This window comes from Peptoniphilus indolicus, assembly GCF_900454665.1.
Classification (GTDB): domain Bacteria; phylum Bacillota; class Clostridia; order Tissierellales; family Peptoniphilaceae; genus Peptoniphilus; species Peptoniphilus indolicus.
Window position 1 is genome coordinate 730188 of the sequence record NZ_UGTH01000001.1, and the last position, 24366, is coordinate 754553.

Here is a 24366-nt window from a genome sequence, read left to right on the forward strand (position 1 = left end):
ATGACAGAAAAAAAGACTTTTAAATTAGGCTTAATTCCAAAACTAATCATCGCTATAGTTTTGGGTACATTAGTAGGCCTAAATTTACCTGAAGTTGTAACTCAAATAGCAGTTACTTTTTCATCAAACTTCGGTAAATTCCTAGGATTTATAATCCCATTAATGATTATTGCATTTGTATCTAAGGGCATTGCAGACTTATCTGAAGGCGCCGGAAAATTACTTCTTGCCACCGTAGGACTTGCTTATGCTTCAACTCTTATAGCAGGTACACTTTCTTACACTATGGCTAGTAATATATTCCCAAGTTTTATTTCAACTGAAATGGTTGATAAAATTCAATCAGCAAGTGAAAAAACTCTTGAAGCTTTCTTTGAAATTCCACTTAAACCTGCTATTGATGTAACAGGAGCTCTTGTTCTTGCTTTTATGATAGGTTTATGTGTATCAATTATTCGTCAACATGGAGATGGTGAAGGCTTTTATAAACTTATAAATGAATTCAATGCTATGATCAACTTAGTACTTGAAAAGGCAATCATACCTCTTCTACCATTCTTTATATTTGGTAACTTTGCAAATATGGCTTACTCCGGATCAGTATTTGCTATACTTTCTGTATTTATAAAAATCTTCGGCTGCATAATAGTGCTACATATTTTATATATTTGTGCTATGTTCATAGTTGCCGGAGCTTATAGTAAGAAAAACCCTTTTGCTTCTCTTAGAAAAGCAGTTCCTGCTTATTTAACGGCAATTGGTACTCAATCATCAGCTGCAACAATTCCTGTCAATGTTGAATGTAATAGAAAAATTGGTGTAACTAGACAAATTAGAGAATTTGTAATTCCTCTATCTGCAACTGTTCACCTCCCAGGTTCTATGATCACGCTTACTGCATGTGTATTCACATTACTACACATGTATGATATGCCTCATTCATATGCCCTTATATTAAAATTCATCGCCATCCTTGGCGTTGCAATGGTAGCTGCTCCAGGAGCTCCAGGCGGAGCTGTTATGAGTGCTCTTCCATTCCTACCTGTTGTTGGTATAGCTTCTGAATCACCACTTGCTTCAATCTTGATTTCACTTTACTTAACTCAAGATTCTTTTGGTACAGCGGCCAATGTTACAGGCGACAATGCTATATCAATGATGGTAGAAAAATTCTATTACAAGCATATAGTTAAACGTCCTATTCCAACAGAAGAAGACTAATTAGATTTCAAGAGAGGAGAAATTCTCCTCTCTATATTTTAGGAGGATACTATGACTTTTGAAAATTTAGAGGGTGTTCTTAACATCAATTTAGATAGTATATTGACTTTAGCCTTAGCATCAATCCTTTTATTAATCGGATATGGCCTAAAGAACAGGATTCATTTCTTAGAAAAATATTGTATTCCAGCTCCAGTTATCGGTGGATTTTTATTCATGTTCATAACTTGGTTGGGTCACACTTCTGGAAGTTTTGTTTTTAATTTCGAAAACGTATTCCAAGACGTATTTATGTTAGCTTTCTTCACTACTGTAGGTCTTGGAGCAAGTTTTAAAATACTTAAATCAGGCGGAAAATTATTACTTATCTACTGGTTGTGCTGTGGTGTAATTTCTTTATTCCAAAATACCATAGGTATGACTATTTCTAAAATTGTTGGCCTCGAAGCGCCTTATGCTCTTCTTGCCAGCTCAATATCAATGATTGGTGGACACGGTGCCGCTCTATCTTATGGTTCAACTTTTGCTGAAATGGGCTATGATATAGCTCCTCTTGTTGGCGCCGCAGCAGCAACTTTTGGTCTTATCTCTGCCGTTTTAATAGGTGGACCTCTTGGCAGAAGACTTATAGAAAAAAATAACCTTAAACCAGTTGATGAAAATTTCGACGAGTCAGTTACTTCTATAAATGCTACTCACGTTTCTTTAAACAGCCTTGACGTTATAAAAAATGTAGTTGTGATAATCGTATGTATGGCAATAGGTAGTATAATATCCGGTAAAATCGGAGAGCTTATCGATATGTCATTCCCAACATATGTTGGTGCTATGTTTGTAGCGGTAATTGCCAGAAATTTAAACGAAAAACTTAACTTATACAAATTCAGCTACCCAGTAGTTGATGAAATTGGAAATGTAATGTTAAACCTTTATCTTGCGCTAGCTATGATGACTTTAAAACTTTGGCAACTTTCAGACCTAATAGGAGGCGTTCTATTAGTAGTAGTTGCTCAAGTATTATTTATGATGCTTGTAGCTTACTTTGTAATATTTAGAATATTGGGCTCAAACTACGACTCAGCTGTTATGTGTGCAGGACTTTGTGGTCACGGCTTAGGTGCTACACCATCTGCTATAGTAAATATGACAGCAGTAAACGAAAGGTATGGAATGTCTAGAAAAGCTATGATGATTGTTCCTATAGTTGGAGCATTCCTTGTAGATATAATCTACCAACCACAAACTATTTGGTTCATTAAAACTTTCGTACAAGCTCTACATTAATAGTTAAAACCAACAAACTTAACCCGCCGAAAAATTCGGTGGGTTTTTAATTGCTTTAAGTTATAATATAATTAGGTGATTATATGGAACTAACGGAAAAATTTGAAGTAGATGATTGTAAAAATAAAATTTCATACAATATAATCCATGGCGATATTCCCATCAAAATGTCTCCGGATTTAGTCGATGCCATAAAGTACTTACTTTGGTACGTTCCTGATATTGCATCAATTCAATCTCGTGACAATGAATTGGTTTCAAATGTTTTATATGATGATTTTACTTTTTTAGAAATTATGAAATATATGAAGCTAAGAGATGAAGATGTCTGGTTTGCAGATGAAATTCCAAAAGCAATTGAAGAAATTTATAGACACAGCGTATGTACCAATTCTCAAAAAATTGTAATGACCAAGGGTGAAAATGAAACTAAAACCAGTGCCGTTCTAAGACATATAAGAAATGCAATTGCCCATGGTTATTTTAATATCGTAGAAAATTTAATTGTTGGGTTTGACTATAAACCTGTAAATAAATATGAAGAAAAATGCACTGCTTTTTTTAAAATAGACCCTACAAACTTGCTGATGGCTCTTAAAAGTTTGGACAATGAGCTAACTTCAACACAACTGGTTACTTTGGCTCTTAAAAACAATGGTTACCACGTTGGTAAATATGAAGAAAATTTTGAAACAAGCGAAAGATTTGATTTATATGCTCGTAAAGGCTCCCAAAAATATGCTATCGAGCTCAAATCTTATAATGCTCAAGAAAAAATACATCATCAAGACGTTTTGGATATGATTGCAAGTTTCGAGGGAATGTTTCGAGATTTAAAAACTGTTTTAGTAATAAACTCTTCATTTTTGCTTGAAGAGTCAAAAGATGAATTATTAAAACATGACGTAATAATCTTAGACGTTAAGAATATTAAAAAGATGCTAGCCGGCAGAGATATGCTCTCTGAAATTGTAAGAGATAATAAAATTAAATAATTTTGGACATAAAAAAAGATAGTTACTCATTTATATGACTTAACTATCTTTTTTATACTTCACATTCCATCCAACTGTACATTTTTGGTTCTATCACTGTCTATCAACTTCCTCTCTTTAACCTTACTTTTTCATCTCGTTTAAAATATTTTATAGTCTACTTTAATTTTTAATCTAAGGTCAACCAATAATTCTTAATACTCCATTGCCAAAAACCCTACTCTTAAGTTTTTGTAGAGAACTAAGTCTTACCACTTAACATACTACTTGCGTTCAATCTATATAAACGCCTTCGCGATTTTTAAAAGTTGGATGGAATTGTAAAGGTTCAACATCGGCTCGGTATAAAGTATTATTTTATCTTCCGATGTATTATTAATATACCCATCGTTTTTACTATTAAACATTTTTTTCAAACTTTTTTTATTTTTTTTCAAATAATTTTTTGAAAAATATTTTTTCATTGTGTAAAATATTTTTTGGTGATTAATATGAATTTTTTAGATGAGGCTATAAATCTTGCTCTTAAATCTATTGAACATGGGGATATCCCCGTTGGTGCAATTGTTGTAAAAGACAATAAAATAGTTGGTCGCGGATACAATCAAAAAGAAAAAAAGGCTGATGCATCTGCCCATGCTGAGTTATTAGCTCTCCAAGATGCGGCTAAAAATCTTGGAACTTATCATCTTGAAGATTGTGAAATTTATTCAACCCTTGAGCCATGTTGTATGTGCGCAGGTGCAATAGTTAATTTTAGGATAAAAAAAGTATATATAGGTACACGAAATCCAAGATTTGGGTGTTGTGGCAGCAACTTGAATCTGCTTGATTCTGTTTTGAACCATACAACTGAAGTGGAATTTTTAGATGATGCTAAATGCTCAAAAATCATCTCCGAATTTTTTAAAGGTTTGAGAAAAGATAAATAGTTAAATAAACTACACAAAATATTATCTTTTTTAAATTAAATATCTCATTTAAAAAGCGAATAACACATTATCAGTTATTCGCCTTCTTATCTCTTATTTAGTAAAATCTTAAGTAAGTTCTATTTAATTTATCTCTGATTTTCTAGAGGAACCTTTTTCTCCAAAATTTTCTTTGCAACTATTGCACAAATATACCCCAAAGCTACTCCACCGAGTACATCTGTTGGATAGTGGACAAACAAATACAATCTTGTAAATCCCATCAAAATTGCAAAACTAAGCAGTATAATTCCATTCTTTTTATCATAAAAGAGCACTGAGAATGCTGTTGCAAATGCTGAATAGGTATGTCCTGATGGAAAAGAGCCATCTATTAATGGATTAACCAATATTTTTCTGCCTATTGCATTATAAGGACGCACTCTGTGTATTAGAGGTTTTAGTATAAGGTTCCCCAGTATTGCTGAGAGTACTAAACTAAGTAATATATTAAATCCTATTCTTCTTGTCTTTTTAAAGATTGAAAAACACAATCCAATTAAAATAAATATGGCTCCACCCGTTCCAAGTTGAGCCATAATTATTGAAATTCTATCCAAGACAGGATTTTGCAAAGTCTCTATTGCGTTTAAAATGCTTAGCTCCACTTATCTTTGATTTTCCTCATCTACCCATTGTTTGGCTTCTTCTACCGATTGTTCTGTTGGAGTTTCTACTCCTGTTTCTGAATCTTTTTCTTCAGATTTTGCATATACATCTGTAGCAGGTCTTTCTTCGTGATTTATTTCTTTAGCTTGTTCTAAATCTGCTACGATTTCTTTTTTTCTTTGTTCTGACAATGTGCTCATTTCTTCAAATTTATTTTCTGACATAATATCCTCCTACTTTACTTTTACTTTCTTACTTTATCATGTATACCCACTTGTGCAAAAAATAATTGGGTATAATATATTAATCGACAAGACAGGAGGAATTTTATGATAAAGACAATTGTCTCATACGTTAAAGAATATAAAATATATTCCCTACTTTGTCCTATTTTTGTTGTCATAGAAATTACAATGGATGTTCTAATACCTTATTTAATGAGTTTAATAATTGACAAAGGCATCCGTTTGGGTTCAAGAGATGACATTATGAAATATGGAATATATTTAATTATCACCGTTGTAATAGCATTTCTAAGCGGAATGATTTCAGGCTACTTGGCCACTAAGGCATCTGCCGGTCTCGCTAAGAACTTAAGATTTGCAATATTTAAAAACATACAAGACTTTGCATTTGAAGATATAGAGTCATTTTCTACCGGTTCTCTTATAACAAGAATGACAACCGATGTACAAAATATTCAAGCTTCTTATCAAATGGCAAACAGACTCGCTCTAAGAGCACCACTTCTACTTATCTTTGCCATGATTATGAGTTTTAATATACATTTTTCTCTATCTCTTACATTTATGTTCACCTTTCCCGTTTTAATTCTTGGATTGGCATATATCATCAGCCATGCCCATCCTCTTTTTGTGAAAATTTTCAAAACCTATGACGATTTAAACACAATGGTTTCAGAAAATCTTTTGGGGATTAGAGTGGTTAAGAGTTTTGTTAAAGAAGACCATGAAATTGAAAAATTCCATAGCCTTTCAAAAAAATTATTCAGACTGTATACAAAAGTTTCTAAATTGATGGCTTATGCCATGCCTATAATGATGCTTTCAACTTATGTTGCCTCTCTTTTAATTGCATATTTTGGAACTGGTCATATCTTGGAGGGCACTCTTACCACAGGACAGCTTGTAAGTCTTATTAATTATGCAGTTCAAATTCAAATTTCTCTTATGATGTTATCTTTTGTAGTAGTTCAATTCATCATTTCGAGAAATTCTGCAGAAAGAGTGGTTGAAGTTCTAAACACCAAGACCGGCCTTGATAAAAATATTGATGGGTTAACCGAAGTAAAAGACGGCAGTATAGAATTTAATGCTGTTTGTTTTTCATACCTACACGACAACTCAAAATATGTTTTAAAAGATATTAATTTTTCAATCTCTTCTGGAGATAGCGTGGGGATAATAGGCCCAACAGGCTCTTCAAAATCGACTTTAATAAGTTTAATTCCTAGACTTTATGATGCTGATTGCGGTGTCGTGTCCGTCGGAGGGATAAATGTAAAAGATTATAATTTGAAAAATTTGCGAGATGCTGTGTCAGTCGTGTTGCAAAAGAACACTCTGTTTTCAGGTTCTATCTTGGACAATTTGAAGTGGGGAGATGTAAATGCTACCTTAGATCAAGTTCAAGAAGCTGCAAAGCTCGCTCAAGCTCATAATTTTATTATGGATACAGAAAATGGTTATGACACAAAAGTTGACCGTGGCGGTGCAAATTTCTCTGGTGGTCAAAGACAACGTCTTAGCATTGCAAGATCACTTCTAAAAAATCCTAAGATATTAATTTTAGACGATTCGACTTCCGCTCTTGATAATGAAACTGAAAAGAAAATAATAGATGGATTGAACAAATTCAGACCTGACCTTACCAAGATAATAATAAGCCAAAGAATTAATTCTTTAAAAAATACAGACTATATCTTAGTAGTTGACAAAGGGCGAATAAATAAAATTGGAACTCATCAAGAACTTTTAGATACAAATGAGATATACCAAGATATAGCCAAAACTCAAATAGGAGGTGACTTTGATGCATAGGAATAGACAAGCTCGTGGAAAGATTAACACCCCTGAAAACAAAGCGGCTTTCTTAAGGCTTATGAAGATACTATTTAATGAATCTAAAATTAAATTTATAACTATCATATTGCTTGTGTCCATCGGCTCTGTAGTTTCTGTTGCACAATCTATATTCATCAAGACTTTAGTTGATGATTATATAACTCCTATGTTAAATACTAAAGCACCTGACTACTCACCGCTTATTAGACTGATACTTCTATATGCATTTATATTCCTCATGGGAACTTTCTCAACTCTGTTAGCTTCTCGACTTATGATAAATATAGCCGAGAAGATTATAAGAGATCTTAGAAACAGTATGTTTGAGCACATGGAAAAATTGCCTATTTCATTCTTCGACCAAAACTCACACGGCGACCTAATGAGTAGATACACAAGTGATACTCAAGTTTTGGAACAGATGCTTACCAACGCACTTCCAAACTTCTTTTCATCACTGCTCACGCTTATAGTTATCATAACAGCTATGATACTCTCCTCAGCAATGCTGTTCTTAGTGGTAGTGGTATGTATAATCCTATTATTCCTATCTATGAATTTCGTCGGAGGAAAGAGTTCTGTGTTCTTTACAAGACAACAAAACTCAATCGGAAAGACAAATGGATATATAGAAGAATTGATTGAAGGTCAAAAAGTTGTTAAAGTATTTTCTCGAGAAGATAAAGTTATAGAAGATTTTAAAATTTTAAATGAAGAATTAACTGAAAACACAATGCTCGCCAATAGATACTCTCTATACTTGCTCCCTATAATTTTTAATATAGGTAACTTACAATTCGCATTTATAGCAACAGTTGGCGGACTTATGACTCTTAGCGGAAACTATGGTCTTACCGTTGGTGGACTTGTAGGATTTTTGCAACTATCAAGATCTTTTTCAGGACCAATTAACAATATCTCTCAACAGATGAACCAAGTTATACTTGCGCTTGCAGGAGCTAAGAGAATCTTCGATTTGCTTGACCAAGAAGTTGAAATTGACGACGGAACTTATGAAATTGTCAGAGTTTGCGAAAAAGAAAATGGTCTTGAAATATGCTCCGAACGTACAGGACGTTGGGCTTGGAAAAACTCTGCAAGTGATGAAGATTTTATTGAAGTCAAAGGTGATATAAGATTTTACAATATAGACTTCTCTTATGATGGAGAGCATAAAATTTTAGACAACATCTCTCTATATGCTAAACCCGGTCAAAAAATCGCCTTTGTCGGCGAAACCGGTGCCGGTAAAACAACAATAACCAACTTGATAAATAGATTCTATGAAATAGACTCAGGCAAGATAACTTTTGATGGAATCAATATAAAAGATATTAAAAAATCACACCTTCGTAGTGCACTCGGAATGGTGTTGCAAGATACCCATCTATTCACTGGAAGTATCAACTATAACTTGAAATATGGTAGACCTGACACATCTGCCGAGAGAATTGTAGAAGCAGCAAAGAAAACTCAATCAGATGACTTTATAGAAAAACTTGAAAATAGATACGATACCGTAATCTCAGGTACAAATTCAGATTTATCACAAGGACAAGCTCAGCTCCTATCAATTGGACGTGCTGAAGTCTACAATCCACCTGTGTTGATATTAGATGAGGCGACATCCTCAATCGACACTCGTACTGAAAGACTTGTTCAAGAATCAATGGATGAAATTATGAAAGGAAGAACTACTTTTGTAATTGCACATAGATTATCCACTGTAAAAAATGCAGATGCAATAATTGTTCTTTCAAAAGGTAAAATAATAGAACGTGGAAATCACGAAGAATTGATGGCTCAAAAAGGAGTTTACTATCGCCTATACACTGGTGGTTTTGAAGAAAAAGAAGATTAAAAATAAACTCACACTTCATTAATACAGTTTTGTGTGGTAAATTTATCTAGTAACCTACAAATTAGTCTTGGACTTTTCCCATACGGAATCCAAGACTTTTTCTTTTCTATACTTCTGTTCCTTACAATCTTACCGTCATAAAATTTTAAATATCAATTACTTGTCTAAGTTCTTTGTAAAAGTTGTCCGTAATTACATAATTAGATATAATTACATATATTAAATAAAAGAAATTTGGAGGTGATTTTTTGAAAACAATGCAAGAATATAGAGCTTACTTAATTGTTATAGCAATTGCAATTTTGTTGCGTGTATTTGTTTTTCGTATATCTGTTGTCAGTGGACAGAGCATGGAAAATACTTTTCACAACAGAAATATACTGTTCTGTACTATTTTTGACAGGACAGATTTAAAACACGGAGATATAATAGTTTTCAAATCGCCAGTGGAAGATAAATTGTATGTAAAGAGAGTTATCGGACTACCAAAAGATGAAATCGAAATCGACTACGAGCATATAATTTTAAATGGAAAAATTCTTGAAGAACCTTATATAAAAGAAAAAACTAGATACTATAAAAATTCAATAAAATTAGAAAATAAATATTTTGTACTTGGCGACAATCGTGACAATAGTTCCGACTCACGCCATTTTGGAGCTATCACTCCCGATTCAATTGTCGCAAAAGTCAGATTCAAAATATTTTAGGAGAACCAATGAACAGAGAGACAACTTCAACACTAAAAAAACTGATGATATATATTCTTATCTATATAGCTCTTTCATCAGTCATAATTTACTTTAATATAAATAAAAGATATTTAATCTTTAACGCCGGCCTTTCATTTATACCTTATATTGTAAGCGGCTTTACTCTTTCCAAAAAGGACAGTGCGTTATTTGTCCTTTTAGGGCTTTTTGTGTCGGTTATCTTCTATCCAAATGCAATATATATGTTTACCGACTTCATACATATAAAAACTTCGGATTATTATAAAATTATCGGCGGCGAAGTAGTCTATGTAATGGAAGCTATAAATTGGATAAAGTTAGGCGCTGAAGTTTGTATAATAACTCTTTCTATGGTGCTAAGCTTTGAAAGTTTTATAAACATTCTAAAGATAATGAGATGCCGTGGTCATAAGATTGCCGAACTAATACTTTTAATTGTTGCATCAGCCGGCACTTCTTTAGCTGTCTACATTGGCAGATTTTTGAGATTTAACTCTTGGGATATATTTAAAATTCACACAATTGTATCTGATATTTTAAACAATATTTCCACAAATGATTATTATCTCTTAGGCGCTTTTGCAGTAATTCATTTTATAATAATGCTTACTCTTTTCAATATGAAACAAAACTAAAATAGGTGGTAATGTGATGTGTATTAAATTTATTCATAAAATAATATTTTCCGGCATTTCTGTAGCTATTTTAGCTATTTCAGATAATTCTTTGGGACTTCATATGTATGTACAATATAAAATAGATTATATTATATTATTTTTAGTGTTTTTTGGGATATCAAGTTTAATAAATGATATTTCTAAAATAGTAGAATATAAAATAAACGCAAATTCCAATACCCAGTTGAATAAAAAATATTAAAACACACACTTATTATTAAGTTTTAATATTTTTAAATTCTACTTTTTCTTTAGCAATAAAGCCATTAATATCAGCTTTTAATATATCTATGTCATTTTTAAGCTATGTATTTGCTCTATTTAAAGTGTCAGAATATAAATTAATTTTAGGTTTGACCAAATCAATATTTTTTTCTGAAAGAGAATAATTAATATTCTGATTCTTTAAATTTTGACTTTTGCGATCAACTTCCACCTCAAGACCTTTAATATCTCAAGTAGAAAATTTCTGCATATGCACTGAAAAAACTCCCATAAACACCTCTTAAAAAATTGTATAAAAAAGTTCGCGCAAACACTTTAAGAATGCACGAACTAATAAATAATCCTATTAAGAGTATAACACGGTATACTCTTGCTTCGCAAGAACCGTGTTATATAAATTGTTTTTTAGAATTCAACAGTACTGAATAAATTACTTTTTAGATCATAGGTATATATATTATTTAGTTGCTCATTAGATTGTAAAAAAACATACCAAAAATTATTCTCTTCATTTAACATTGCTACATTAACACTATTAACCTTAATTTTTTTTATAAAATTTGGGTTATATTTACCACATATAAAAATAATATTTGGATTTAAAGGTATTTCTAAAAAAGAAAAACCTTTAATCTTATAAAAGTTTTCTATGCTTCCTTGAGCTCCTGAAAAAATAACCTTATGAGTTAAATTATTATATGCTATGTATGATATAAGATTGTTTTCAGTATGATAAATCTCTAGAAAATGAAATTTATCATACCTTTCAGAAAATAAAATTTCATTTTCTGAATCTTTAATCGCATATAATTCATATGAATTATATGCAAAATATATAAAAAAACCTAAAAATATAAATACTATCGTTTTTAAAAAAACATTTTTTTTCATTACTACCTCCTCAATTCTATTGAATATTTTAACAGAAGCTTTGTCATGGATTTTATTTTATTTAGTTGTTAAATTTTATTTAACAATTTACGAATATAAAATAAAAGGCGATAACATAAAATAGAATTATCTATTTGCTTATTACTTTTTTATTAACATACGAATTTACAATTTAATTTTACAACTTATCCTATAAAAAAGACGAGGATTTTTAATTTCCTCGTCTCTTTCTTTATAAGAACTTTAGTGCTATTGGCATCAAAACAACTGTCACAAGTCCTGCTATGCCTATTGATAGCCCTGACATTGCCCCTTCAACTTCGCCCATCTCGTTCGCCTTAGATGTACCTACGGCATGAGACGCGGTTCCCATTGCTATTCCCCTTGCAACAGGACTTTTTATCTTAATCATTTTTAAAATACTTGGTCCAAAAACTGCTCCAATTATTCCAGTAATCATTATAGTTATAACTGTAAGAGTTGGATTGCCACCGTATTGCTCAGAAAGTGGCATACCTATTGCAGTTGTAACTGAATGTGGTAAAAATGCAGTTGCAAATTTTTCGTTTATTCCCAACAATTTACACAACACCAATGTGCTTGCAATAGCAGTTATCGAGCCGACAACTATCCCAACCAAAATAGGCACTATATCTTTTTTTAATATATTCAAATTTTTATACAACTCCACCATTAAAGCTACAGTTGTAGGTGCTATTAAAAATGTAATATACTTCGCACCTATGTTGTAGGTTTCAAAATCTATTCCCAAAGCTAAAAGAACTCCTATTGTTAATATTATTCCTATCAACAATGGATTTAAAATAGGCGTTCTAAATTTTTCATTTATCTTAACCCCAACCATATAACAAGCGTACGAAAGTAAAATTCCAAAATAAGGATTATCTATCATTTGTATAGCCTCCTTATCACAAACTCCACAACAAGAGCTGTTAATATCAAAGTTATAATCGTAGATATTGATATTATTACTAGAATTTGAAGCACCTTCCCATCCATACTTGCATACTCTTTCATAATCTCAACTCCAGCAGGCAAAAAGAAAAAAGCAAAATACTTTAAAAGCCCTCTTGAAGTTTCTTCAATATCACTCACGCTCACAACTTTAAAAATAAGTCCTAAAAATAAAAAAATCATACCCCAAACTACCATAGGTATAGGAGTACTAAAAAAATAATTTACAATCACACCCATAAAAAGACATATGAGCAAGATTGAAAATTGTTTTAGATAATTCAATCATCTCACCTCTATTTTTATTATATAATATATTTTTAACATTGTCTTATTTTTTAAAACCTTATAAAATATTTTATTATTAAGAACATAATTTTAACATTAAATTTATATAATCTTGAATTCTCTTATCACTTTTTTACTCATTTAGTATATGTTAAAATGGAGAATGGAGGTTAAAATGTTATTTTGCTCACTTTCTAGCGGTTCTTCCGGGAACTGCCAATATATAGAATATAAAAACACAAAAATTTTAATAGATGCCGGTCATTCGGGTAAAAAGATAACTGAACTTTTAAATAGTATCGACAAAAAAGTAGAAGAAATTGACGCAATCTTTGTAACTCATGAGCATTTAGACCATGCTAAAGGCGTTGGGGTGCTTTCTCGTAAACACAACATAAAAGTTTTTTCTACTATAGAAACCATGCGAGCTATGCAACCTGTAACTAAAGAAATAGCTGCTGAAAATGCCTATACTTTTATAAATGGTCAGCCTTTTCAGTTCAAAGACTTGTTCATCCAACCAATGCAATCTTTCCACGATTGTAGTAACGGAACTTGTTTTATACTAAATGGTAATAAAAAAATAAGTGTAGTCACAGATACCGGATATATAAATCCTGATTTGCTAAACTCAATGGAAAATTCAGATATATACTATTTAGAATCAAACCACGATTATGAAATGCTGATGAACGGAAGTTACCCTTGGAGTTTGAAAAGTAGAATTTCTTCAACTCGAGGCCACCTTTCAAATGACAATGCGGCAGAAGTTTTAAACAGATTAATCAAAAAGAAGAATGAAATTGTAATGTTGTCTCATCTATCACAAGATAACAACACCCATACAATTGCTTCAAATACAGTACGTAATCTTCTCCATCAAAACTCAATAATAGACGGAGTAGATTATACTTTAGAGGTATCTCCTCGTGATGAGATTTCTCTACATGAAATTTAGGAGGAAAAATGAATATACTATTAACAAATGATGACGGGTATTTTGCACCCGGTATAAAGGAACTTGCAAGACAACTTATTGCAGAAGGACACAACATTACAATTGTCGCTCCTACTCAAGAAAATTCAGGCAAAAGCCATTCTATAACTCTACGTGAAAAACTTGTTGTATCTCCTGTTACAATAGATGGAATAGACGCTATGTGCTATTCAGTTAGCGGGACTCCTGCAGACTGTGTAAGAGCTGCTCTAAATATACTTGATACAAAATTTGATTTTTGTTTCTCAGGCTGTAACTTTGGATACAATGCCGGAATGGATATACTCTACTCTGGAACTGTTTCTGCGGCAATTGAAGCCAATGTCTTTGGCATAAATTCATTTGCGGTTTCAGCTGAATTTTTAAAAGAAAACACAAATTATGAAACAGCTGCAAAAGTTGCAATAGAAGTATTCAACAAGGTTCATAAATCTCTTGATAAAGTTCAAGTTGTAAATATAAATGTACCATCTGTTGAATATTCAGAATTAAAAGGCATAAAGGCAGCTAAAATTGGTGGAAATGTGATGGATAAGTATACAAAGGTTCAAACTGAAAATGGATACACTCTTTCTCTAAGCGGAAGAAATGAATACAATTGCCCTGAAAATACTGACAGATATCTTCTTTCAGAAGGATATGCAACTGTAACTCCACTTTTATATAATTTAACTGATATCGAACTACTAAAAAACATCAGTGAAAAATTATAGAGTCTTTGACCATAAACTATTTAAAAATTAGATTTTTTATAAAACAAAATCAACTTTTTATTAAATCATAGAAAGTTGATTTTTAATCTCTAAAGCCAATTACTTATAACTTTGAAAAGTAAATATTTCCTTTACATTAAAAATCCGTTTAAAATGAACTATTGTTTAATATGTTACCAAAAATTTATAAAAATTTTTTCTCTTATATTTTCCTTATATACTAGCTTTTAATTCTAAGAATTGTGCTCAGCATATTTTAATTAAATATTTTTTATTATTTTTGTTCTACTCACATTTTATAACTGTTAAATTTTTATTATTTAATTCCATAATTCCTTTACTTATGTAAGCATTATTTTGTAAGCATTCCACTTAAAACCTTTAATATTACTAACTCTTATGTGTTTTTTATTGTAATTTTAAAACTTTAATGATATGCTCAATAATATAAAATTTTAATATATTTAGGAGGACATTATGAAATATTTAAAATACTTAGTGGCTGAAAAAAGTGCGTTTTTTATTGGTGGAGTTGCCGCTGCAATGGTAGCTAAAAAAGTTTTAAAGAGCAAATCTCTACACAACTTAGCAGTTAGTGCTGTTGCCGGTGGTATGAAAATTCAAAAAGAAGCTGGCTATAAACTTGAATCAATAAAAGAAGATGCTGAAGATTTAGTAAGACAACAAGAAGAATCTGCTAAAGCTGAATGCAATTGTGATTGTGATTGCGAATAATATAATATGAAATTTCAAATCGCATGTAATTTAAATGGTTATCTGCGCTTAAAGTTAGGTCGATATACTCTTGATGAAGAAAAGTCATATTCTCTTTCTCATGAGATAAAAAAATACAGTGGAGTTTATAAAGTCAGTGCAAACCACATAACCGGTTCTGTACTAATAGAACATGATGCTGATGTCAATTCACTTATTGAAAAGCTAAAAAAAATAGATTTGGACTCTCTTGAAGAGGTCCCTTCTTATGAACGAGATGAGAGCACTGCAATAGGTGTTAAATTTAGACAAAAACTTTTGAACAAATTCTTGATTAGATTCATTGCAAGAAATCTAATTCCTAGACCCATTGGCAAAATAGTAATTATAAAAAGAGCCCTTGGCTATATAAGTAAAGGTTTCAATTCTCTATCCAAGGGCGAAGTCAATGTTGATGTTTTAGACGGTTCAGTTATAGGTCTCTCTATATTGAAAGGTCACTATGGCAATGCCGCTTCTATAATGTTCTTACTTGGAATTTCTGATGTACTTGAAGAATACACTAGAGAAAAGAGCAGAAACACATTATCGAGCGCACTGATATTCCAAGTTGATAAAGTTTGGATTAAAGGTAAAGATGGAGAACAATATCAAAAATCTCTTGTAGATGTTCAACTAGAAGAGCAAATCATCGTCCGTACCGGATCAATGATTCCTGTTGATGGAAATATAGTAAGTGGCGAATCTGAAGTCAATGAAGCAAGTATGACCGGAGAAAGTATGCCGGTTCAAAAAACAGTTGGCGATTCTGTCTTTGCAGGAACAGTGGTTGTAGACGGAGAAATTGTAGTTGCTGTAAAATCTCTTCACAGTGATTCTCGAATTCAGAGCATACTATCTATGGTCGAGGAATCTGAGGGATTAAAATCTGCAATTTCTTCTAAAGCTGCTCACTTAGCTGACAGAATTGTACCTTACAGTTTCTTGTTTTCTGCAATTGTATTTGCACTTACTCGCAGTTCAGAAAAAGCTCTTTCAGCTCTTACTGTAGACTACTCTTGTGCTATAAAGTTAGCGACTCCTCTGTCAGTTATTTCTGCAATAAGTGAGGCTTCTAACAACAGAATTATGGTCAAGGGGGGTAAATATCTTGAGGCTTTGAGTGAAGCTGATACTATTGTATTCGATAAAACAGGCACACTTACTATGGCAACTCCTAAAGTGGTTAAAGTTATACCTTTTGGAGATTTCACAAGAGACGAAGCACTTAGATTGGCTGCTTGCCTTGAGGAACACTTCCCTCACAGTTTAGCTCGTGCCATTGTAAAAAAAGCCGAAGAAGAAAATTTAAAACACAAAGAAGAACACGCAGAAGTTCAGTATATTGTATCTCATGGAGTTCATTCTACATGGAAGGGACATAAAGTTCTAATAGGAAGTTCACACTTCTTAACAGATGATAACGGTGTATTTATTTCTGAAGATGAAGAAAATATAATAAATTCTGAAGGAGTTGGATATTCGTGTGTATATCTATCAGTAGATGATAGACTTGCCGGTGTAATTTGCGTGCAAGACCCACCTCGTCCGGAGGCTCCAAGCATTATAGCTGAACTAAAAACTCTTGGAATAGACAATATCTACATGCTCACAGGAGATAGCTCTCAAGCTGCTGAAAAAATAGCTGAAGAGTTAAATATAGATAATGTCTTCTCAGGAGTGTTACCTGAAGACAAGGCAGAAAAAATTGAAGAATTGCAAAGAAAAGGTCACCGCGTAATCATGGTAGGAGACGGTATAAACGATACTCCTGCACTCGCTAAGGCCGATGTTTCAATCTCCTTAAGAGATGCTACTGACCTTGCAAGAGAAGTTTCTGATATCACTCTATTAGATAGCAATTTGCATTCTCTAATAGAGCTTAGAAAACTTAGCCGTGGAATGACTAATCGTATTGAATCGAATTTCACGAAAATTTTTACAATAAATACCATGTTATTGGTGCTTGGTGCATTTGGAACTCTTAGACCTACTAGCACAGCACTTCTACACAATGTTTCAACTGCGCTAATAGGTGCAAGTTCAACTAGAAATATTTTACCTTTAAATTAAAATGATCGGCATACTCGAAAGAATATGCCGATTTATTATTTTCTTTTTTCAAGTAACTCAGTACTCTCTTCTACACTTAGAAGTTTTCCATAGCTTACAACTTCTCCGTCAACTACAAGAGCCGGCGTACTCATAACACCCATACTTGCAATGGCTGAGAAATCAGTTATATAAGGACTCCCCTAAAAGAAGTCCTTAAATTATTATAATGCACTTGCTAAATTTTCTATTTCTTCATCTGTTGTAAGATATGTCGTTACAAATCTCAAAACTCTGTTGTCTTCATCTAACGGCATTACTTCAAACATATTATCTACTGCCAATTGTTCAATTTTTTCCAGTGGATATTCTATAAATATTTGGTTTGAAACCGGTTCTTGATAGAATTTAGCTCCGACACTTCTCAACTTGCTCTCTAATTTTTTAGAAGCTTCAAATGATTTTCTACCAAGTTCATAGTATAGTCCATCTTCAAAAAGAGCTGCAAATTGTGCACCTAGTGCAAATCCCTTTGCCATAACTGCTCCTCGTTGTTTCATGAACTTTCTAACGTTGACTTTTAAATCATCATCTACAATTACAATTGCCTCACCATACATTGCACCGTTTTTTGTTCCGCCAAGTGTAAAGATGTCGCATATCTTTGGAAGTTCAGATACATCAATTCCACTCGCCGCAAGTCCGGTTGCCATTCTAGCTCCGTCTATATATAAATACAATCCATGTAGAACACACACTCTGTATATTTCTTTTATCTCTTCAAGTGAATATACAGTTCCAAGCTCTGTGGTTTGTGAGATATATACTAATTTAGGTTCAATATGATATTCTTCTCCTAAGCTTAGTATTTTTTCTTCTATCAATTCTGCACTTAACTTTCCATTAGCTACTTCTATAGTTTCAAGCTTATGACCTGTAGCTTCTATTGAGCCTGTTTCGTGGGCTGTTATGTGACCTGTGCTCGCTGCGATTATTCCTTCGTATGGCATCAAATTAGCGCTTATAGCGATTATGTTAGCTATTGTTCCCCCTCCTACAAATTCAATTTCAACAGTTTCATCTTTTAAATCTCGTCTAATGTAATTTTTAGCTTGCTCAGTATAAAAATCTGAGCCATAACCCAAGTGTCCATTTCTTTCAATTTTACCAAGCTTCTCAAAAACTCTCTCATGGCATAAATCATTATAGTCGTTTACAAAAATATTCATACTTCACCTCTTTGTTACAATTATACTACTCATGGTATAATATTGGCGAGGTGTATTATGAAAGATAAACATGGTGCAAATATTTTTGAAATTTCAAGAGAGTATGGCTTTGACGAAACTCAAATTGCCGATTTCTCTTCCAATATAAATCCTATAGGACCTTCTGTGTCATCTATAGAATACTTAAAAGACAATTTAAATTTGGTAACAACATATCCTGACCCTGAATATGTTTCTCTTAAAGAGAGCATATCGTCTTATTCAGGAGCAAACCCTGAGAATATTGTGCTTGGAGCTGGAACAACAGAGCTATTTAAACAATATATAAGTTTGATTTCACCTAAAAAAGCTTTGGTATTCTCCCCTTGTTACTCAGAATATGAAAATGAACTAAAGAGTATAGGTGCTGAAATATTTTATGAAGACTTGCTCGAAAAAAATGAATATGCAGTATCTTTGGACTCTATGATAGAAAAAATTAAATCTCAAAACATAGAGATGTTGATATTTGCAAACCCAAACAATCCGACGGGAACAATACTAAATCGTGAGGAAATTTCCGCAATACTTAAAACCGGCATTCATCTCTTGGTCGACGAAACCTATGTAGAATTTACCGACAAAAGCAAATTTTCAGCAGTGGAACTCACCAACCACTATCCTAATCTATTTGTAGCAAGAGGTGTGAGCAAATTTTTTGCAACTCCCGGGATACGTCTTGGCTATGGAATCACATCAGACAAAAAACTACTAACTACTCTTAAAGAAAACTCCATGCTTTGGAATGTGAATATATTTGCCGATATTCTCGGTCAAAAAATGTTCCAAGACTCAAAGTATCAATCTGAAGTGTTTTCATTTATGAATTCACAAAGAGACTACTTTTTTAAAGAGTTGTCTGAAATTAAAAATATAAAATGTTTTCCATCTTATGGTAACTTTATTCTCTGTAAAATTTTAAACCATTCCACCGCAGCCGAGTTAAGAGAACATCTTATGAAAAAAGCCATCGTCATTCGCGATTGTTCAAATTTTAAAAATCTAAATGAAAAGAACTTTAGATTTTGTATATTGTCGGAAGCTGACAACAAAAAACTAATATCTGAATTAAAAAAATATTTCAAATAATAAAAAGCTTTGTCCTCGTAGCGACAAAGCTCTTTTTTTAAAACGTTGAAAGTCCACTAAACTCTTGGACTCTATATATTATATTTTTCCACCATATATCTTCGGCATTTGTGTTGTAATCAAGTGTATAAGTTCTACCATTGTTATTCCATAACACATCTATATAATTTGCAACTTTTTGCATTTCTTCAGTGTCCTTATCGCCAATTATCACTACATCCGATTCCAAATTCAAATCATCTAAATTTCTTCTTGTGAAGTTTGCCGAACCGCCTATCAATACCATTTCATCATTGGTTTCTAAAACAAGTAACTTTGAATGGAATTGCTCTCCACTGGTGTTGTACCATCTAATTTCTATATTTTTTTCTTTAGACAGTTCATTTGCAACTTGTTTATTAGGTATTCCTATCTTCTTCTGACCAAAGGCATCCTTATTCAAATCTAAAATCAATCTTATTCCAACACCTCTCCTAGATGCTTCTTTTAATTCCTTTATAATACCTCGATGTGATAAGTAGAATACACCTAAATACAATTTATCTCCCTTTTTAGAACGTCTTATAGTGTCTATCAAAGCTTCCTTTATCTTTCCTTCAGTTACACTTTGTATCTCAAACTCTCCACCTTTTACATCTTTTACTATAAATTCAAGCGCTCGAGATTCTAGGCCAGAAAATCTTATAATGGCTTTTTCAGACTCCAATATATCATTTAGAACAGCACCTTTAACTTTAAAAGCTATGTTAGAATGAAATGCACTTCCATCATGCGGGTTTGCAGAAGCTATTATGGCTTCCTTTTCATTCACAACAACTTTTCTATGATTGGCTTTGAAATTTAAAAGCTTTGTATATTCTGAAATAGAGACTTTTTCTCCCTTTATAAATAAATTCGGAAGAAACTTCCCTTTACCGGACGGTAAATTTCTAAAATATGCTCTATAAAAACTTGTATATAAAGGATTTGAATCCTTTATTGCATCTAAATCAGTAACCAAAACTTCTATGTTGGCCTCTTTTAACTTTCTGAAGTTCTCCGGCATATATCCACCATAAAAAGTATTTATAGGGTCTGTTATCAACACTATAGGCAAATTAGGATTCTTTGCTTTTTTCTTCAAAAGAGTTTCTGTAAGTTCATTTGAAAGCGACGGCATATCATACTTATCCTTGTCGTAATCATCGTTAAATAAGAAAAAATCTAACAATAAAAAGTTTTCTGCCTCATCTATTAATTTATATACATTTGAAAAAATTTCCTGTTCCGACTTTCTGTCTCCTTTGATGTCAGAATAAGTTAAATCATATAAAAAGTTAAAATCTCCGTGGTGCTCTAAACTCTTGTATGAAACATCTTCAGGTATTTCTCTAAAAGATTCAATTAAAAATGTGCCAAAAGGTACTATAATAAATATTAGTAATAAAACTATTTTTAAAAACATCTTCATCTTGAACCTCTTTATTTTAATAATTTATTTTATTTGCAAAAATTCCTTATATCTTTAATTAACTCTTCATATTTATCCGTCATTATAGCATGTCCACAGTTATCGTACATTATCAGCTCAGCTTGTTTGGAAAAATAATTTTTATTTACTTTAGCTATCAATGAATCCACAACCTTATCTCCAGTGCCATGAACAATTAAAATCGGTATATTCTCTCTAATTGTTTTGTTAAATCTAAAATTTCCAACTGCATTCCCAGCTTCAGACAAGCATCTTTGTTTTACAGTATCTTGTAAATTTCTATCATATATCTCATCACCCGGATAATTTTCTGTATATACCAAGCTCTTCAGTATTCCACTCATTCCCCTGTACTTTATAGCTTCATTAGCATGTTCTAAAAAAGAAGTTATCGGATTATATTTAACTAAACTTTGAGTTAGAGTAAAATTAACATTGTATATTTGATTGCCAATGCCCTTCATTCCCGTTGTCAGTGGAAGTTCAGCACCATACACTCCTATGGACGCCATAAGTATAGCTTTTTTCACTCTGAACTTTAGGTCTTGATCCCCCATAAATTCCATTACAATTCCACCACCCAATGACCAACCCAATATGTAAAATTCTTTTAAATCTAATTCTATTACAAACTCTCTAATATCATCTGCAAATTCAGATATACTATTTATTTTCTTATTGTAAGAACTATTCCCATACCCCCTTAAATCAGGAGCTATAACTCTATACTCTTTAGATAATTCTTCTATCATCTCTGTAAAAAAGATTGAAGAAGATATATTGCCATGTATCAATAATAAAATCGGACCTGTGCCCTTTTCTCTATAAAATATCTCTTCACCATTTATTTCTATAGTTCTACATTTCAAAATTGACCTCCAAACATATTTTAATTTTATCAAACTCACTAAATCATTACAATCGTGCCAATTGAAATTATAAAGTCCCTAATATATAATTTTTACAAAGGAGGTAGAAATGGAAGATTTTAAAACATTACCTACCGTAGTCAGTACAAACCCGAATCACCACCTACAAATAATTCGCGCGGAGCTGACTAACGATTTAAGCATTGCATTTGATATATTAAATATAGGCAATTTAGTTGTTTCAGATATAACTTTTTCAGTTAAATACAAAGATATATACGGTAATTTTCTATTTAATTCAAGTGAATTTTTCTATACTTCAAAATCTATTGAAGTGCTTCCAGAAAAAATTTACTATGTAGAACCATTTAAAATAGACCAGAGATTTGTTGATGCTCGTGGTTTAGAAGTAAGAATTAGAGAAATCACTCACCTTGGGGGTAAAAACCATGTCTACGATGCCTCCGAAGAAATTTCATACAGCTTAGCTGTTATTCCTCAAAACAAACAAATTAAAATAAACAATTTGCTTGGTAATGACATAATAGCTTATGGTGAAAATTTAAGAGTTGCTTGGAAGTGCGTATGTGGTGCTGTAAACCCTTCAGACGTTCAGGAGTGTAGACACTGTCACAGAAATAAATATTTTGTACTAAATAATTTGACCGAGTCGCTGGTTAATATGAAGATACTAAATATGCTTTCTCAAACTATAAACTTTTCTGAAGCAGGAAAAAAAGCCTTAACTGAAAATCTAACTAAGACACATCTTACAAAAATTGCTCCTTCTACAGATGTATTGGCAACTACTCGAATTAATGAAGATGAAGATAAGAGCAAAAGTAAAAATAAAGTTCTCACAAATACCCTTTTAGTTACTGTGTCTTTAATTATATTTATATTAATTTCACATCTAATAATGAATTTTAATCAGTCAAATAATTTTTATAAAGCAAAAGATTATATAGCCAAAGGGAAATATCAAGAAGCCGTTCAACTGCTAGAGAAAATACAACCTTCAGATAAATTTGAAACTCAACCTTTAATAGAAAAAGCTGAAAAACTCATGGAATCAGATAATCTATTTTCAAGAGCTAAAACATATTTTGATGAAAAAAACTATACTGCAGCCTTAATAAACTATAAAAAAGTATTACCTGAGGACTTACACTATCAAGAAGCTCAAGATAAAATAAGTGAAATAGAAGAACTCGTTATAAATAGAGCAAAAAACCGTATAGAAAATGGAGACCCTTACGAAGCCGTGAATATATTATTATCCCTACAAGAAATATTACCGGAATCCGCAGAAGCATCTTCACTTCTAAGCTCTATAAAATCATCTTCGGATTATGTAAAACAAAACCCTTATGATATTGAAGAATCTCCCGAGTACAAAAAAAATCGTGCTGAAATGTCTAATATAGCAAACAATCTATTACACACTTTCCAAAAAGTACAGACAGATAAAGCCAATTTACGTACATCTCCTTCTATTGAATCTGAAATTGTAACTACGTTGCCAATTGATTCCGATCTATATGTAAAAAATACAAAAATTGAAGGGATAGAACGCATTTGGTGTGAAGTAGAGGCACTCGACTCTTCAACAGGAGAAAGATATCAAGGTTGGATATCCAATAAAGTTATGGATAAAGATAACGCCAGTAAAAATACAGTTTCTGTTTCAAAATTCTAACAAAAAAACTGTATCAAAAAGACTTCAAAAGCAACAAAGCTTTTGGATTTTTTTGATACAGTAAAATTTACATCTCTTATAATAGTTCTAAATAATTTACAACCGGTTCTTCATAAGGATGACACTCTTTAATTACATCTTTTACAAAATCCAGTTCCGCAGACCTTATTCTAAACTCTAATCTTACTTCCCTTATTTCACTAACTACGCCAATTTCTCCGGTGTATGGATTTGCCCCTTCAATAGGTCTAAAGTGACCAGTGACATTTGAAGTTGCAAATACATAGTCATAATTTCCATCTCTAAGGATTCCTTCCTCATTAAGAGCATTGACTAACTTTATGACATTCTCTTCAGGTATATAAACTTCTACTTTTATATATTCTCTCACATAATCACCCCTTAATAAATATGCCATTATTATATATTAGCCTATAATATCACTTCAACTAAGAAGAAAATAAGAAAGATTTAAAATTTTATTAAATTTTGAACTTACTCATTCTTACCATTCTATTTAATGTCGATATCCCAAGTATTATACACAGCAATATTTCATCACTTTTTACATTATCATGCTCTTTAAGATAATCAATATGCTTGCGTTAATATTTTTAGTTAAGTATTTTATTTCCCATAT

The 24366-nt window shown here is 32.0% G+C and carries 25 protein-coding genes; 15 read left to right on the forward strand and 10 right to left on the reverse strand.

Annotated elements, in window-relative coordinates; translation table 11 throughout:
- From DYE58_RS03495 to DYE58_RS03510, 4 genes are all read left to right on the forward strand, one after another.
- Positions 1-1221: a dicarboxylate/amino acid:cation symporter gene (locus DYE58_RS03495; RefSeq protein ID WP_004819511.1), complete on the forward strand. Its 1221-nt coding sequence runs from the start codon at positions 1-3 to the stop codon at positions 1219-1221.
- Between the two features lie 51 nt (positions 1222-1272).
- A complete protein-coding gene (gene gltS, locus DYE58_RS03500; protein ID WP_004819514.1) occupies positions 1273-2505 on the forward strand; it encodes a sodium/glutamate symporter in 1233 nt (410 codons plus the stop codon).
- An 83-nt stretch (positions 2506-2588) separates the two neighbouring features.
- The gene (locus tag DYE58_RS03505) at positions 2589-3500 is read left to right on the forward strand and encodes a hypothetical protein (protein ID WP_004819516.1); all 912 of its coding nucleotides are present in this window, start codon (positions 2589-2591) and stop codon (positions 3498-3500) included.
- A 491-nt stretch (positions 3501-3991) separates the two neighbouring features.
- Positions 3992-4432 (forward strand): nucleoside deaminase, encoded by a 441-nt coding sequence (locus tag DYE58_RS03510; protein ID WP_115312016.1) that lies wholly within the window; start codon positions 3992-3994, stop codon positions 4430-4432.
- Positions 4433-4560: 128 nt separating this feature from the next.
- Here the strand turns inward: DYE58_RS03510 and DYE58_RS03515 are convergent, their stop codons facing one another.
- Positions 4561-5079 carry a phosphatase PAP2 family protein gene (locus DYE58_RS03515; protein ID WP_004819522.1) on the reverse strand — a complete coding sequence of 173 codons (519 nt, stop codon included), beginning with the start codon at positions 5077-5079 and terminating at the stop codon, positions 4561-4563.
- Positions 5080-5304, reverse strand: coding sequence for a CDIF630_02480 family spore surface protein (locus DYE58_RS03520; protein ID WP_004819524.1), 225 nt, complete (start codon positions 5302-5304; stop codon positions 5080-5082).
- A 105-nt stretch (positions 5305-5409) separates the two neighbouring features.
- Here DYE58_RS03520 and DYE58_RS03525 point away from each other — a divergent pair, with 105 nt between their 5' ends.
- The 5 genes from DYE58_RS03525 (at position 5410) to DYE58_RS03545 (ending at position 10638) form a co-directional block, all read left to right on the forward strand.
- Positions 5410-7140, forward strand: coding sequence for an ABC transporter ATP-binding protein (locus DYE58_RS03525; RefSeq protein WP_004819526.1), 1731 nt, complete (start codon positions 5410-5412; stop codon positions 7138-7140).
- On the forward strand, positions 7133-9025 hold the full coding sequence (locus tag DYE58_RS03530; protein WP_004819528.1) for an ABC transporter ATP-binding protein: 1893 nt from the start codon (positions 7133-7135) through the stop codon (positions 9023-9025). Before DYE58_RS03525 ends, DYE58_RS03530 begins: the two co-directional genes overlap by 8 nt.
- 257 nt (positions 9026-9282) lie before the next feature.
- Positions 9283-9735 (forward strand): signal peptidase I, encoded by a 453-nt coding sequence (gene lepB, locus DYE58_RS03535; protein ID WP_245946105.1) that lies wholly within the window; start codon positions 9283-9285, stop codon positions 9733-9735.
- Between the two features lie 8 nt (positions 9736-9743).
- On the forward strand, positions 9744-10394 hold the full coding sequence (locus tag DYE58_RS03540) for a DUF1361 domain-containing protein (RefSeq protein WP_004819531.1): 651 nt from the start codon (positions 9744-9746) through the stop codon (positions 10392-10394).
- Positions 10395-10410: 16 nt separating this feature from the next.
- The gene (locus DYE58_RS03545) at positions 10411-10638 is read left to right on the forward strand and encodes a hypothetical protein (protein ID WP_004819532.1); all 228 of its coding nucleotides are present in this window, start codon (positions 10411-10413) and stop codon (positions 10636-10638) included.
- 428 nt (positions 10639-11066) lie between these two features.
- Here the strand turns inward: DYE58_RS03545 and DYE58_RS03550 are convergent, their stop codons facing one another.
- The 3 genes from DYE58_RS03550 to DYE58_RS03560 all read right to left on the reverse strand — a co-directional run bounded on the left by DYE58_RS03550 (position 11067) and on the right by DYE58_RS03560 (position 12767).
- The gene (locus DYE58_RS03550; RefSeq protein WP_115312017.1) at positions 11067-11552 is read right to left on the reverse strand and encodes a hypothetical protein; all 486 of its coding nucleotides are present in this window, start codon (positions 11550-11552) and stop codon (positions 11067-11069) included.
- Positions 11553-11784: 232 nt separating this feature from the next.
- Positions 11785-12465 (reverse strand): LrgB family protein, encoded by a 681-nt coding sequence (locus DYE58_RS03555; RefSeq protein ID WP_004823540.1) that lies wholly within the window; start codon positions 12463-12465, stop codon positions 11785-11787.
- On the reverse strand, positions 12462-12767 hold the full coding sequence (locus DYE58_RS03560) for a CidA/LrgA family protein (protein ID WP_004823541.1): 306 nt from the start codon (positions 12765-12767) through the stop codon (positions 12462-12464). Before DYE58_RS03560 ends, DYE58_RS03555 begins: the two co-directional genes overlap by 4 nt.
- 223 nt (positions 12768-12990) lie before the next feature.
- Between DYE58_RS03560 and DYE58_RS03565 the strand changes: the two genes are divergently transcribed.
- The 4 genes from DYE58_RS03565 (at position 12991) to DYE58_RS03580 (ending at position 17351) form a co-directional block, all read left to right on the forward strand.
- The gene (locus DYE58_RS03565) at positions 12991-13773 is read left to right on the forward strand and encodes an MBL fold metallo-hydrolase (RefSeq protein WP_040552125.1); all 783 of its coding nucleotides are present in this window, start codon (positions 12991-12993) and stop codon (positions 13771-13773) included.
- 8 nt (positions 13774-13781) lie between these two features.
- On the forward strand, positions 13782-14525 hold the full coding sequence (surE, locus tag DYE58_RS03570) for a 5'/3'-nucleotidase SurE (RefSeq protein WP_004819536.1): 744 nt from the start codon (positions 13782-13784) through the stop codon (positions 14523-14525).
- A 477-nt stretch (positions 14526-15002) separates the two neighbouring features.
- Positions 15003-15260 (forward strand): DUF1490 family protein, encoded by a 258-nt coding sequence (locus DYE58_RS03575; protein WP_004819539.1) that lies wholly within the window; start codon positions 15003-15005, stop codon positions 15258-15260.
- 6 nt (positions 15261-15266) lie between these two features.
- Positions 15267-17351, forward strand: a complete 2085-nt coding sequence (locus DYE58_RS03580; RefSeq protein ID WP_004819540.1) for a heavy metal translocating P-type ATPase — start codon at positions 15267-15269, stop codon at positions 17349-17351.
- 35 nt (positions 17352-17386) lie between these two features.
- Here the strand turns inward: DYE58_RS03580 and DYE58_RS03585 are convergent, their stop codons facing one another.
- Both DYE58_RS03585 and DYE58_RS03590 read right to left on the reverse strand, forming a co-directional pair.
- Positions 17387-17521, reverse strand: coding sequence for a thioredoxin family protein (locus DYE58_RS03585; RefSeq protein ID WP_257009183.1), 135 nt, complete (start codon positions 17519-17521; stop codon positions 17387-17389).
- Between the two features lie 33 nt (positions 17522-17554).
- A complete protein-coding gene (locus DYE58_RS03590) occupies positions 17555-18559 on the reverse strand; it encodes a threonine aldolase family protein (RefSeq protein WP_004819542.1) in 1005 nt (334 codons plus the stop codon).
- Positions 18560-18616: 57 nt separating this feature from the next.
- Here DYE58_RS03590 and DYE58_RS03595 point away from each other — a divergent pair, with 57 nt between their 5' ends.
- Positions 18617-19687: a pyridoxal phosphate-dependent aminotransferase gene (locus DYE58_RS03595; protein WP_004819544.1), complete on the forward strand. Its 1071-nt coding sequence runs from the start codon at positions 18617-18619 to the stop codon at positions 19685-19687.
- Positions 19688-19724: 37 nt separating this feature from the next.
- Here DYE58_RS03595 and DYE58_RS03600 read toward each other — a convergent pair whose 3' ends face one another.
- Both DYE58_RS03600 and DYE58_RS03605 read right to left on the reverse strand, forming a co-directional pair.
- Positions 19725-21137 (reverse strand): phospholipase D-like domain-containing protein, encoded by a 1413-nt coding sequence (locus tag DYE58_RS03600; RefSeq protein ID WP_004819545.1) that lies wholly within the window; start codon positions 21135-21137, stop codon positions 19725-19727.
- Between the two features lie 29 nt (positions 21138-21166).
- Complete coding sequence (locus DYE58_RS03605; protein WP_040552127.1) at positions 21167-22027, reverse strand: alpha/beta fold hydrolase; 861 nt, start codon at positions 22025-22027, stop codon at positions 21167-21169.
- A gap of 109 nt (positions 22028-22136) precedes the next feature.
- On the opposite strand from DYE58_RS03605, the gene DYE58_RS03610 reads away from it, so the two are divergent.
- Positions 22137-23726 carry an SH3 domain-containing protein gene (locus tag DYE58_RS03610; protein WP_004819548.1) on the forward strand — a complete coding sequence of 530 codons (1590 nt, stop codon included), beginning with the start codon at positions 22137-22139 and terminating at the stop codon, positions 23724-23726.
- A gap of 76 nt (positions 23727-23802) precedes the next feature.
- Here the strand turns inward: DYE58_RS03610 and DYE58_RS03615 are convergent, their stop codons facing one another.
- Positions 23803-24144 carry a YqfO family protein gene (locus DYE58_RS03615; RefSeq protein WP_004819550.1) on the reverse strand — a complete coding sequence of 114 codons (342 nt, stop codon included), beginning with the start codon at positions 24142-24144 and terminating at the stop codon, positions 23803-23805.
- Positions 24145-24366: the final 222 nt, after the last annotated feature.